At 42.9% G+C, this 13,873-nt stretch carries 10 protein-coding genes; 5 read left to right on the top strand and 5 right to left on the bottom strand.

What is annotated here, in order from left to right; translation table 11 throughout:
* Window positions 1–333, bottom strand: coding sequence for a DUF485 domain-containing protein (locus tag L6C30_RS08995; protein ID WP_019837146.1), 333 nt, complete (start codon window positions 331–333; stop codon window positions 1–3).
* A 185-nt stretch (window positions 334–518) separates the two neighbouring features.
* On the opposite strand from L6C30_RS08995, the gene L6C30_RS08990 reads away from it, so the two are divergent.
* Window positions 519–4,010 carry a PAS domain-containing hybrid sensor histidine kinase/response regulator gene (locus L6C30_RS08990; RefSeq protein ID WP_236162916.1) on the top strand — a complete coding sequence of 1,164 codons (3,492 nt, stop codon included), beginning with the start codon at window positions 519–521 and terminating at the stop codon, window positions 4,008–4,010.
* Between the two features lie 534 nt (window positions 4,011–4,544).
* Window positions 4,545–5,312, top strand: coding sequence for a hypothetical protein (locus L6C30_RS08985; RefSeq protein ID WP_236162917.1), 768 nt, complete (start codon window positions 4,545–4,547; stop codon window positions 5,310–5,312).
* 118 nt (window positions 5,313–5,430) lie between these two features.
* On the opposite strand, the gene L6C30_RS08980 is transcribed toward L6C30_RS08985, so the two are convergent.
* Window positions 5,431–7,131, bottom strand: coding sequence for an NAD-dependent malic enzyme (locus tag L6C30_RS08980; protein ID WP_236162918.1), 1,701 nt, complete (start codon window positions 7,129–7,131; stop codon window positions 5,431–5,433).
* Window positions 7,132–7,335: 204 nt separating this feature from the next.
* A complete protein-coding gene (locus tag L6C30_RS08975; RefSeq protein ID WP_236162919.1) occupies window positions 7,336–7,617 on the bottom strand; it encodes a DUF2798 domain-containing protein in 282 nt (93 codons plus the stop codon).
* 195 nt (window positions 7,618–7,812) lie between these two features.
* Here L6C30_RS08975 and argS point away from each other — a divergent pair, with 195 nt between their 5' ends.
* Together argS and L6C30_RS08965 are read left to right on the top strand one after the other, a co-directional pair.
* The gene (gene argS / locus L6C30_RS08970) at window positions 7,813–9,603 is read left to right on the top strand and encodes an arginine--tRNA ligase (protein ID WP_019837141.1); all 1,791 of its coding nucleotides are present in this window, start codon (window positions 7,813–7,815) and stop codon (window positions 9,601–9,603) included.
* Window positions 9,604–9,816: 213 nt separating this feature from the next.
* Window positions 9,817–10,425, top strand: a complete 609-nt coding sequence (locus L6C30_RS08965) for an SPOR domain-containing protein (protein WP_236162920.1) — start codon at window positions 9,817–9,819, stop codon at window positions 10,423–10,425.
* Window positions 10,426–10,530: 105 nt separating this feature from the next.
* Here the strand turns inward: L6C30_RS08965 and L6C30_RS08960 are convergent, their stop codons facing one another.
* On the bottom strand, window positions 10,531–11,178 hold the full coding sequence (locus L6C30_RS08960) for a glutathione S-transferase (RefSeq protein ID WP_236162921.1): 648 nt from the start codon (window positions 11,176–11,178) through the stop codon (window positions 10,531–10,533).
* Window positions 11,179–11,749: 571 nt separating this feature from the next.
* Between L6C30_RS08960 and L6C30_RS08955 the strand changes: the two genes are divergently transcribed.
* The gene (locus L6C30_RS08955; RefSeq protein WP_070155028.1) at window positions 11,750–12,808 is read left to right on the top strand and encodes an RNA-guided endonuclease TnpB family protein; all 1,059 of its coding nucleotides are present in this window, start codon (window positions 11,750–11,752) and stop codon (window positions 12,806–12,808) included.
* Window positions 12,809–12,821: 13 nt separating this feature from the next.
* Here the strand turns inward: L6C30_RS08955 and L6C30_RS08950 are convergent, their stop codons facing one another.
* Window positions 12,822–13,811: a pirin family protein gene (locus L6C30_RS08950; protein WP_236163393.1), complete on the bottom strand. Its 990-nt coding sequence runs from the start codon at window positions 13,809–13,811 to the stop codon at window positions 12,822–12,824.
* Between the last annotated feature and the right edge of the window lie 62 nt (window positions 13,812–13,873).

Here is a 13,873-nt window from a genome sequence, read left to right as displayed (position 1 = left end):
TTAGTGCGGTCCTTTCTCATGTGTAATTGCTTCAACTTCACGCATCGCTTCTTCATTCAATTGGTCAAGTTTGCTATTCGCAATTGATGCGTAAACCGCACATAAAATGAAAGATAAAACGATAATGCCCAGACCCAGTGGAATACCCCAAGTCGTCACACCGCCAGAAATTGAACTCAATAAAAATTCTTTGTTATAGCCCACTAAAAGCATAAAACCTACGTACACAAACAACATGATTGCTGTTAATGTCCAGCTTAGGTTACTTTTTCTGCGAACCATTTCTTTGAATTTTGGGTTTTGTAGAATACGATCTACTTGTACCTCATCCATAACCTGCTCCTTAAAGCGCCCTGCCTTAGGCGCAAATTTTTAATTCGAATTATTTCGAACTTAAAATTAACAATGTTGAGCCTCATTTGCAATTTAGACTTTGGTCGCTAAAAAAATGATCAACCTCATCGCAAAGGCTATGGAATAGGCTATCATAGCCCTATTGTCGATACTTTTAAGGCATCATGAACAGCTGGCTCATTATGGGGGTTTTAGCCCTCTATATCGCATTACTTTTTATTTGTGCTTTCTATGGGGAAAAACATGCCAGTCGTTTAAGCTCACGTGGGCGCATGCTCATGTTCAGCTTAACTTTAGGGGTGTATTGTTCATCATGGACTTTTTATGGCGCAACGGGCGCAGCCGTTCGTGAAGGGATCATTTTTTTACCAATTTATTTAGGACCATTACTGTTTGTCGCTGTTGGTTATGATATTTGGCGACGTTTAGGTCGCGTACGACAACACCACGCCATTTCATCTATTGCTGACTTTGTTGCCGCACGTTATGGGAAAAGTGGACCTCTGGCATCACTGGTCACAATTTTGGCAGTGATTGCAATTATTCCTTATTTGGCTCTGCAATTACGTGCAATTGCGCTTAGTGCCGCAGTGATTTTGGATCAAAGCAATAATGTCGAAAGTACCACCAATGCGGTGTTATTCCTCACAGGTTTATTGGCTATTTTAGCGATGCTATTTGGTACCCGACAAATTGCCAATACCGAACAACACGGCGGCTTAATGCTCGCGGTTGCCTTTGAATCCTTTGTTAAATTATTTGCCCTGCTTGCTGTGGCTTTCTTCTTTATATTTGAAGCCCCCGACAATATTCACCAAATTGCCAACGATGTCTCTATTACCTTTCATGAAGTGCAGCTGTTTGGGGTGCCTGAAACCTTCTGGGTTCAAACCTTATTGGCGGCCTTAGCAATAATTTGTTTGCCGCGTCAGTTTCACGTTGCTGTGGTCGAACTGCGCGATGAAAAACATATTCGAGGTGCGCGTCGTTGGTTTGCCGTTTATCTGATTTTAACCACCATTGCGATTGTTCCCATTGCCAGTTGGGCTTTGCATGCAGCTCCGCAATATTTAGCCATCCCCGATGTGGCGGTATTGTCTTTACCACTTAGCTATAACCAGGACTGGCTGACGCTGTTAGCGTTCTTAGGGGGATTCTCGGCCTCGACAGGCATGCTGTTGGTATCTTCGGTAGCACTGTCAATCATGTTGAGTAATGATCTGATCATGCCTGCCTTGTGGCGCATGGGCATTTTTTCACGCCATGACAAGCGTTTGCCTTTGGTGTTGAAAGTCACCCGACGCATTTGTATTTTAGCGGTGATGCTGCTTGGCTTCCTGTTCTTCAATTTCTTTAACGATATTGATCAGCTTTCTGTGTTTGGCTTGTTGGCCTTTAGTGCAGTGGCGCAATTCTCCCCTGCCCTGATTGGGGGGTTATATTGGCGTGGTGGCAGTAAACAGGGCGTTTATGCAGGCTTAATTGTTGGTTTTGCGATGTGGGCCTATACCCTGCTACTTCCGACTATTTTACGCAGCCTGCCAAGTCAGTTCAGCGAGTTTACCCGTGAGTTTTTATTGCTTGGGCCTTTGGGCATCAACTGGTTACGCCCTGAATCCTTGCTTGGCTTTGAATCTTTTGCACCGCTCACACACGGGGTCGTTTGGGCGCTCGGTTTAAATATATTGTTATACATTTGGGTGTCACGTATTTTTCGCCCAAGTGTGGCAGAACAAATTCAGGCCGAAAGTTTCTTTTATTATGAGACCAAACCTTTGCCAACTCAGAACATGAGTAATGAGGTCAGCTATTCACATCAGGATGTGGCACGTTTAAAAGTAGGCGATTTAATCACACTTGCAAAACGCATTACAGGCGAATCTCCAGCCCGACAAGCCTTTGAGCAGTTTAGTCAGCAAAATAATGTGGTGCTGAATGAAAACGCAAACGCCAATGGCATGTGGTGGCGTTTTACCGAACAATATTTGGCAGGTACTATTGGTGCAGCATCTGCGCGTACCTTACTCACCACCGCCATGGTCAATAATGGACTCGCTTTAGGGCAAGTTGCGAACATTCTTGACCAAGCCTCGCAATGGCAACGCTTTAACCAAAACCTAATCATGACCATGATCGACCACATGACCCAAGGCGTGAGTGTGGTCGATGAAAATATGTGTTTGGTGGCATGGAATAATCAATACCTTAAATTATTTGATTATCCTAAAGATATTGTCTACGTCGGTTGCCCAATTGCCGACTTGATTCGCTATAACGCAGAACGGGGTGAATGTGGCCCGGGCTCGATTGAAGAACACGTGCGTAAGCGTATTCACTGGATGAAACTGGGCAGCGCACATGAATTTGAACGCATTCGTAAAGATGGTCGTGTGATTCAAATGCGTGGTAATCCAATTGAAGGCGGTGGTTTCGTGACCACCTTTGCCGATATTACCTCCTTCCGTGAAACCGAAGCGGTACTTGAAGCACGGGTGCAGGATCGTACCCAACAATTGGCCGATGCCTTGTCCGAACAACAATTGGCTCGTGAACAAGCCGACAAAGCCAATATGTCCAAAAGCCGGTTTATTGCCGCTGCCAGTCATGACTTATTACAGCCGATGCATGCGGCACGCTTGTTCAGCACGGCTTTAGAACAAAGCATTCAGTCTGATGAAGACCGGAAAACCTTACAGCAACTGGATCGTGCCTTGCATGGTGCAGAAAGTATGATTTCGGCCTTGCTGGATATTGCCCGTTTGGAAGGCGGCACGATTCAGCCGAAACGTCAGGCTTATCCATTACATGACTTACTGAGTGATTTAAGCCTGCAATTTAAATCTATTGCGGCACAACGTGGCATTGAATTTCGTGTGCATGATGTACCGTTCTGGATTGACACTGACCCGCAATGGATTCGTCGTATTATTCAAAACTTTGTCAGCAATGCGCTGCGCTATACCGCCAAAGGGCGTGTGGTGGTTGGGGTATTACGCTCTGCAGAACAACTACAACATATTCGGATTGGGGTGTGGGATACAGGTCCAGGTATTGCCGAAGAACAACGTATTAAACTGTTTCAGGAATTTGAGCGTTGTGGACATACTTCACCTTGGGGTGAGCAAGGTCTAGGTCTTGGATTGGCGATTGTGCATCGCATGACCCGTTTATTGAACTACCCTGTGCATGTCTATTCAGAATTGGGCAAAGGCTCATGCTTTATGATTGAAGTGCCGATTGTCGAAGCACCAAAAGTGGTGGCGGCACCTGTGCAAGTGGTGCCATTGAAATCCAAAGCCTATAAAATTTTATGTTTAGACAATGATGAAACCATTTTGGAAGGCATGGCGACTCTACTGAGTAAATGGGGCTATCATGTATTTAAAGCCACCGAACCTGAACAAGCAATTGAGTTGATTCAACGTGAGCATATTCAAGTTTGGTTAATCGATCAGCACTTAAATGACGATAAAATCGGTTTGGATTTCATTTTGGAACATCGTCAGGCTGATGTTCCTGTGGCGTTAATTACAGCAGACTCTGATCCAGAGTTACCTCAGCGTTTAAAAGACCTCAATATCATCCTGCTGAAAAAACCGTTAAAACCAGCATCACTGCGCTCTTGGTTATCGGGTCTGAAAATTTCAGCCACTTGATTCAGCTATCTGGCTTTGGTTAATTTTGGCGTTCATCTCTCAGAGATAAAGCTGCGATGAGCGCACTGACCTAGTTACATTTTCTGGTTTGGTTACATTTAGCAGTCTGATGACAAGACTTCACTTTACAGAGCGAAATATAGGTACAGTGAAAATCCAACACATGTGCTGTGAATATTGACAGTAATTGGCCTGATCCAGCACATCAATTGACCAAAGCTTTCAAAAACACTCGGTTCTGACTCGATACAATTCACATTAAATATCATGATCAGATTCACTATGGCAAAGCCTTACGAAGTTGTAAGCAAATACACCCAAACTTGCTTACAAATTTTTTAATTGAGGATTTTATAAAGGCTTTTCCAAGCAAACTCGCTCTTATTAGACTTTAGTCTTATACATCCATTGATGATCTGCGCGCATAACTAAGTACAAGAAATGATCAGCGCGTTTATCTCCAAACCACATCCAAATAAAATGCTCGCCCCATCAGCGTTGATCGACCTATTTTCACGTTTTAGGAAGAATCTCATGAATACCGTGAACCCTCAACAGCAGCTTGCAGAACAAACACAGCAACTCCATCGTCAATATGGCGTGAATACGATTTTGCCCGAAATTCATTGGAATCGTCTGTTTCAAAACAGCAAGCTCCAAGCTCCCCACCTACAAGCATTGAATACCATGTATCAAACCGCAGTGCCCTTAGCCCTGCAAGTCTTTGAGGAACTCAATTTTGATGTGTTTCGTCCTGCCGCATATCAACCACAAGGTTTAGGTCTGTTTGACAAGCTTGCAGCACAAGAGCAGCCATTACTGGATGTTTTGGAACAAGAAGCGCAAGGCTTGGATCAAAGCACGCGCCAACATATTTGGAGTATGTTATTACGTGGTGGTGCAGTATTGGTCTTTAAAGCATGGTTAGGCAAAGTCAAAACAGATGAAGTACAACTCGATACAGCTCAATTTGATGAATTGTCCGATTTACTGTTCATTAAAACCTCACCTTTTGAATTGGCAGAACGCTTAAAGGTCGATGCGCATGCACCCACTGAACATATTTTTCTGCTGTATGGCAATGACGTATATTTAGACCGTTTTAACAGTCTTGAAACCGCAGCCTTATTTGTCGATTTAGGTGTGTATGACGCTGCATTTTTAAGCCTGAGAGATGACCACGTTGCGAAATACCTGATTAGACAAGGCTATGTCAGTGAGCAACAAATTGATGAGTTGCAATGTGCCTTAAATCCTTTGAATTGTGCCGATCTAAATCCAAAGCAGAACTATATTGCTTAGGCTCAGTTGAGGATTCAAATTCCAAGTGATCACATCACCAACACCTTTTCAAATAAAAACAAGGCGTGCAATTGGCACGCCTTGTTTTCTTTGATTAACAATACCACTAGATTTTTGCTTAAAACGTCACACGCTTATAATCACGATATTCAGGCTTCCAGAAATTCGCTTCAATTGCCTGTTGTAAAGCTTCGTCATCTAACACAGGTGCGACGCCTGCATCCATTGCAGCTTTTGCCACCTTAAAAGCAATAAACTTAGAAACTTGCTGAATTTCATTTAAATCTGGCAACAAATCTGCATTCGGGTCTTTCAACAATGGCGAACAATCTGCCAAAGCATTACTTGATGCAATGAGCATGCTATCAGTCACCCGCGTTGCACCTGCAGCAATCACGCCTAAACCAATGCCCGGGAAAATATAAGAGTTATTGCACTGCGAAATATTATAAATTTTGCCCTGATAATTCACTGGCTCAAATGGACTGCCTGTGGCAATCAGTGCCTTACCTTCCGTCCATTCCAAAATATCGGCAGGAAACGCTTCGACTTGTGAGGTTGGATTCGAAAGTGGCAATACAATTGGACGCTCGCAGTTGGCGGCCAAAGCTTGAATGATCTCTTGAGTAAATAAACCCGGTTGCCCAGACACGCCAATCAACACGGTTGGTTTAGCATGCTGAATCACATCCAATAATGAAATAATGCCTTCTGCATTGCCCCAACCTGTGACACGTTCCGTGCTTTGTGCCAGTTTGCTTTGGAAGTCGAGTAAGTTCGGCTGATTATCGGTAAACAAGCCATAACGGTCTACCATAAATATGCGAGCGCGCGCTTCAGCATCGCTTAGACCTTCGACCACCATTTGCGCCACAATTTGCTCGGCAATACCACAACCTGCCGAACCTGCGCCCAAAAAGGCAATGGTTTGATCTTTCAATTGTTTGCCTGCAGCCCGTGATGCTGCAATTAAACTGCCCACAGAAACTGCTGCCGTACCCTGAATATCATCATTAAAACAGCAAATTTGATCACGATATTTGTTTAATAACGGCATGGCATTTTTCTGAGCAAAATCTTCAAATTGAATTAAAGCCTTTGGCCAGCGACGTTTCACCGCATCAAGCACTTGATCAACAAATTGATAATATTCCTCACCATTGATACGCGGCTGATTCCAGCCCATATAAATTGGGTCATTCAGCAATTGTGGGTTATTGGTACCAACATCGAGGGTAATGGGCAAGGTATAGGCAGGGCTAATACCTCCACAAGCGGTATATAAAGACAGTTTCCCAATTGGAATGCCCATGCCACCAATGCCCTGATCACCTAGACCTAAAATACGCTCTCCATCAGTAATCACAATCACTTTGACATTCTTTTTATTGATGTTTTGCACAATATCGTCAATGTGGGCGCGGTCAGGGTACGAAATAAAAATACCACGATGACGGCGATAAATATCGGAAAAACGCTGACATGCCTCACCCACCGTTGGGGTATAAATAATCGGCATCATCTCACTCAAATGCTGCTCGATTAAGTGATAAAACAGGGTTTCATTGGTGTCTTGAATATTGCGTAAATAAATATGTTTGTTGATGGCATCACTAAAAGCACAATATTGCTGATAAGAACGCTGGGTTTGCTCTTCAATATTTTCAATTACATGCGGAATTAAACCATGCAGGTTAAAACGAGTACGTTCTTCTTCAGAAAATGCAGAACCTTTGTTTAATAAAGGCAGTTCTAAAAGGCTGTTGCCCGCATAGGGAATATATAAAGGACGTTTTTGCTGCAGATTTGCGGTTGTCATTGTTCATCTCATTCTAATCAGTTGCGAATGGCGCATGGATTGAGATACGCCATCAGACATCTGACTAGCTTAGCCCCTTTTGCAGCAAAGGGGGCATTTAGAAGTTTGATAGCCAAATCTGAATGATTTTTATTTCTGATAACCGTATATTTTTGAGTGCTACGCTCTTTGAATCAACCTAAACAGAGAACAATACAATCACGATTATTTCGGTGGCTGTAAAGCTGACATATCTACAATCAGGCTAGCGAATTTACGTACCATTGGCAAAACAAACAGCACCACTGGAAAAGCAAAGGCCCAAGAAATCATCCAGTTATTGAACCAGAGTGCAAAAAAACCATCAATCCAGCCTAAATTACGAATCATATTGATGAATGAAATGATGCCACTCATCAAACACGATAAAAAGAAAGGAATCACCACGGTGGCCCATTTCATAGGTAACTTGGGTACATTGCCAAAAATCATTGCACGTTGTTTCATGGCATCGCCTTTTGACTGACGTTATTGGCAGATACTATGCCATGAATTGCTTAGAGAAAGGATGATTTTTCAGGCAATGTATTGCTTTAGATCCACCCACCGCAAAATTCGATAAAGCATACAATTGCATTCCCCTAAAGCCCCTGAAATTTGCTATATTTAGCGTTTTTCTGCACATCTATTTTTCGAATCAATATGAATACGGCAATACAAGCAGCGCTCGAGCATGCAGTGCAATCCCTTCAAGCTGAAGGTGTACTCCCATCTGACTGGAACAATACGAGTAACTTAACCCGTACCAAAGACCGCAGCCACGGCGATTTCGCATCGAATATTGCCATGATTGCCTCTAAAGCTGCGGGTATGAAGCCGCGCGATTTAGCCGAAAAAATTCTTGCTGCTCTGCCTGAAGTGGCAGATATCAGCAAAGCAGAAATTGCAGGACCAGGTTTTATTAACTTCTTTTTAAATGCCGATCAACGTTTTAGCGTTTTAGATCAAATTCAAGCACAACAACAAAATTTTGGTCGCAGCCAAATCAATGCGCAAAAAAGGATTCAGGTCGAATTCGTTTCTGCCAACCCAACTTCAAGCCTACACGTAGGACATGGTCGTGGTGCAGCTTATGGTATGACCGTTGCCAACTTACTTGAGGCCACAGGTGCCAAAGTTGAGCGTGAATACTATGTCAACGACGCAGGCCGTCAAATGGATATTTTGGCGACTTCGACTTATTTACGTTATTTGGAACTGGCTGGACAAACTCTGGTTTTCCCGAAAAATGCGTACCAAGGTGACTATGTCAAAGACATTGCACAAAGCATTTTAAAACAAGATGGTGAACGCCACGTTCGCCCTGTTGCAGATGTATATCACAATGTACCTGAAGATGTGCAATATGCGGCAGAACTCGATGCCGATGGCAACAAAGTGGTGCTATCGGGCGATAAAGAAAAACACATTGATGGTTTGATCTTCAATTCGCAAAACCTTTTGGGCAATGACTATCGCGTATTCCACCAAGCGGCCTTGAACGCCATTTTGGCCGACATTAAAGATGACTTGGGCGAGTTTGGCGTGACCTTTAACCAATGGTTTAGTGAAGCATCATTGACTGAAAAAATTGATGAAGCCCTACAAACCCTAGATCAACGTGGTTATCTGTACGAACAAGACGGCAATATCTGGTTTAAATCAACTGAATTTGGCGATGAAAAAGACCGCGTAGTGAAACGCCGTAATGGTCAAACCACTTACTTTGCTTCAGACATTGCTTATCACCTAAATAAATTACAACGTGGCTATACGGACCTAATTGATATCTGGGGTTCAGATCACCACGGTTATATTTCACGTGTAAAAGCGGCGATTGATGCGCTCGGCTATGATTCGAAAAAACTCACCGTGCTGTTGGTGCAGTTTGTGAGCCTATGGCGTGGCGGTGAAATGGTGCAAATGTCATCTCGCTCGGGTCAATACGTGACCTTACGCGACTTGCGTAAAGAAGTTGGTAACGATGCTGCGCGTTTCTATTATGTGATGCGTAAATCTGAACAACATATTGACTTTGACCTAGACTTAGCTGTTTCGCAAAGTAAAGACAATGCGGTGTACTACATTCAATATGCACATGCGCGTATTTGTCGTATGCTCGAAAAAGCGGCGGCATTACAGCTCAATTTTGATGCTGCCGAGGCACGTCAATTTGCTGCAAAACTTGAGCTAGATGCTGAAACTGAAATTTTAGCCAAACTGGCAGCCTACCCTGAAATTTTAGTGCGTGCTGCCAACAGCCACGAACCGCATCAGGTAGGTAACTACTTGAAAGAATTAGCTGCCTTGTTCCATGGTTGGTACAACGAGCATAAAGTGCTGAATGATGATACAGCTTTGACTCAGGCGCGTTTATTGCTTTCAGTTAACGTGCAACAAGTCTTGCGCAATGGCTTAGAGTTATTGGGCGTTTCTGCACCTGAAACGATGTAATTCACTGAGCAACGCGTTGAGGGTCGTAAGACTGAAAATTGATGTTTGAGATCGTGATCTCAACACTGATGTGTTTCTCGCTTTGCAATGCTTGAACTTTGCAAAGCGATTCTTTATCTTGATCGTATGTTGCTTAAATTTATTCAGGCAACATACAAAATAAAGTGACCCAAAATAAGTTTCTGGTATTGATGACAATAAAGAGGTTTCCTCGTGTTTGGAAAAACGCAACGCGGTGTATCTGAGCGCCCCAATAAGCCCAAAAAACCACTGATTCCTGCGTGGTTAGGCACGCTCGTGGTCGTTTTAGTACTGTTGTGTTTTGCTGTGGGTTTAATGCTTTGGAGACCTTGGGCACCTGTGCAACCTAAGGGTCAAATCAGTTCAGAGCATTATCAAGAAGATACCAACAAAGACTATCGTTTTTACGATTTGCTACCACAGCAACAGGTCACGCCTATTCCTGAGCAAGCGGTTCCTGAAACACAGCAACAAAATAGCGTAGTTATTGTTGAAGCACCTGCTGCGATAGAAGCAACAGCTGCCAGTGAAGCCGATGTTGGTTTAACCGAAATGCCTGCTCCTGTGGTCAAAGCCAGCTATATTTTGCAAGTTCGCAGCTACACCGACCCAGATGCTGCCGATGCACGTCGTGCTGAAATTATTTTGAATGGTTTATCTGCTGATGTAGTGAAAAGTACCGACGGCGGCGAAACATGGTATCGTGTGATTTCAGGGCCTTATGACTCAGCAGAAGCGGCAGTGATTGCCCAGCAGACTCTGCAGCATAGTGGCATTGATTCGATTGTAGTGAAACGCTAAGCCTGGTGAGGTTATCAATAGATTAAAATCACTTAAAAAAGATGCCACGGCATCTTTTTTAAAGGATACAAAATCTTATACGCATAAGAAACATCGCGAGTGTTGTTACAATAATTGCTGCTCACGTTCGCGTGCAGATTGAAATGCAGGACGCTGTTCTACACGTTGCAAATAAGCTGCAATCTGTGGATAACGGTGCCCTGTACGACTTTGCAGTGCCTGAAGAGGGAAGCTCATTTGAATATCAGCAAAAGAAAAATCGCCTGCAAAATAATCATGTTCGGACAGATAAGCTTCCAAATAGGCAATATGATCTTTTAAACGAGGTTGAATAAATCCTGCTTTAATACCTGCACTAATTTTGTTTGCTACTGGTCGAACTAACCATGGCACTTGCTGTGGCACTTTGGTCAATACCAACTGCATTACTAACAATGGCATTAATGAACCTTCGGCATAATGCATCCAGTATTGATAGGCTTGCTGTGCAGAAGTCTGCTGCGGTTGAAACTGCGCTTGCAAATCATAATGCTGCTGCAAGTATTCCAAAATTACTGCAGATTCTGCAATGGTCTGCTCTGCATCAGTTAAAATTGGCGCTTTACCCAATGGGTGAATCAGCTTCAATTCATTGGGCGCACTAAAATTGGGCTGACGGTGATAAAACTTGATATCATAGTCTAAGCCCAGCTCTTCAAGGGCCCATAAAATGCGGAAAGAGCGGGATTGATCAAGGTGGTGTAAAGTAATCATAAAACGTCCTATTTTGTTTTATTGCCTATGTTTTTGAGTGATTGTACGCTTATATTTGAATCAACATTATAAAAAAAGATCTGTCCTAGAGGGCTATTTGTAAGAGATGGATTCAACCTATGTTTAACCAAACTCAGTACGAGTCTCCATACTGCGTAAATGAGCCTCAACTTGAAATTTGCTAACATCTAATCTCTTATGCTGTGATTACATACGCAAGGTAATCATAGTGCAGGTGAGTAGAGCTCTACAAAGCAAATCATAGCAGCGGGACCTATATCAGGATCACCCAAAGACTCAGGCCCATCCACAATAAATTGATGCTGTCCGCTTTACAGTAGTTGACTTTGCTAGGCTGTCTCTAAACTGTGTAGCTGTACTTTTCCAATCTTTGTCAGCTGCTTTCCCTCTTTCAAACTACTTTACTAAAATTTATCCACTGGAGCGTAAAACCTCGTGGTTCAGCACGAGGATATAAGCGACTGGAGTAAACCATATTAACGACACGAAATGTCTTTTTAAATACTTGTACTATAGTCACTATTAAGAAAAATATTGTTAAAATAATTGGATGAAGACACTCAAATTACGCATAAAAGACAAACATTGCAAGGTGCTAAATCAGTTAGCATCTGAAGTAAATTTTGTCTGGAATTATGTCAATGATTTGTGTTTTAAACATCTTCAAAGAAAACAACAATTCTTTTCAGCATACGATATTGCAAAATACACCAAAGGCACATCGAAAGAATGCAACTTGCACAGTCAAACTATTCAGGCAGTGACAGAAGAATTGGTCACAAGACGCAAGCAATTCAAAAAAGCAAAACTAAAATGGCGTGTCAGTAATAAAAAATCAGCTAGACGTTCATTAGGTTGGATACCGTTTAAAAAGGTTGCAATCAAATATGCTGATGGCTATGTTCAATATGGTAAACATCAATTTAAACTATGGGATAGTTACGGATTAAGTAAATACAATATCAAAACAGGCTCATTCGTAGAAGATAGTCGTGGACGTTGGTATGTTTGTCTTGTTATAGATTCACCAAAGCAAGCTAAGCCAACGTCAAGCAAAGCCATAGGTATTGATCTAGGTTTAAAAGATATTGCTACCTGTTCTGATGGTACAGTCATTTCAAATCCTAAGTTCTATCGCAAGTACGAACAGAAATTAGCTGCTGCTCAACGAGCAAAAAATAAAAAGCGTGTACGTGCATTACACGCTAAGATTGCAAACTGTCGTAAAGATCATTTGCATAAGGCAAGCACTATGCTTGTCAAAGACAATGCACTGATTGTTGTAGGTGACTTGAGTGCAAAAAAACTTGTAAAAACCAAGATGGCAAAGTCTGTTTTGGATACAGGGTTTTCTGCGCTAAAAACCATGCTCAAGTATAAATGCGAGAACGCAGGGGTATGGTATGAAGAGGTCAATGAAGCCTATACCACCCAGACTTGCTCGTGCTGTGGCTCACGCTATAGTAGTCCGAAAGGTAGAGCAGGACTTGGAATAAGAGAATGGCAGTGTGTGGAGTGCGGTACGCTCCATGATCGGGATGTAAATTCCGCACTGAATATTCTTGCGCTCGGACATGAGCGTCTAGCAGTAGGAATCTCCGTCCTTTAGGTCGGGGAGTATGTCAACTCGATGCGCGAATTCTTGCCGGAAAAGTCGGTGCTTCTAAACGTGGTCCGTCATAATCTGGAATTGAACCAAAACGCGGATCTTGATTGACCCACTGCTCCCGAGCCAGTTCTAATTCTTCATGGGTTCTTCCGACCAAATTCCACCATAACAAAATGGGCGATTCAAACGGCAAACCACCTAAAAGTAATAGCCGTGCACCTGCATGCACATGCAATTCAATTTCAGTCAGCCCAGGTTCAAGCAGTAACATATTTTCATCGGTCAGTTCATGCCCATGCAATGTTGCTGTTCCCGCTAACATCATCAAACCATATTCAAATTTAGGATTGAGTGCTAAACGGGTTTTACTCGATGTGCTTGCACTAATATCCACCCCGAGCAAGTCACTATGCACGCGTACAGGTGATGTCGTCTTTAAAAATTCACCCACCAAAATGGTAAATTCCAAACCATCTTGGTGTACCACAGGCAAGTCAGGGTAGTGGTCAAAGCGCGGTGCCATATTGCGCTGATCATCAGGTAATGCAATCCACAACTGAGCGGTATGCATAAGGGTTTCAGTTTCAGGCGCAATTTCGGTATGCGAAATGCCATAACCTGCTGTCATTAAATTGACCTGTTTCGGACGAATCAACTGCTTGGTGCCCAAACTATCGGTGTGTATGATTGTGCCTTCAATCATCCAAGTAAAGGTTTGCAAACCAATATGTGGATGTGGGCCAACATCTAAACCTTCACCTTTCGGAAAACTCACAGGGCCTGCATGATCCAGAAAACACCATGCGCCAATCATGCGTTTATGTCGACTCGGTAGGGCACGTTTGATTAAAGTCCCCTGTCCAATTTCAGCATTACGCAGCGGAAATTCCTGTATAAATTGCTTTACGTACTTGTCGCAATCGTCTGAATTGGAGAGCTCGGTATAGTTGCTATAGAGGTGGTCCCACTTGTTTGAACAACTAAAAGCGTATTTATAAGTGATATTCCGCTCTAGTTAAGCCACCTTGTTTTGTTGGGGTAGCTGATCATAGTAAAACTCATTTG

The organism is Acinetobacter sp. KAM396, assembly GCF_021602765.1.
Taxonomy (GTDB): domain Bacteria; phylum Pseudomonadota; class Gammaproteobacteria; order Pseudomonadales; family Moraxellaceae; genus Acinetobacter; species Acinetobacter towneri_A.
This window is presented reverse-complemented; position numbering and strand designations above follow the sequence as displayed.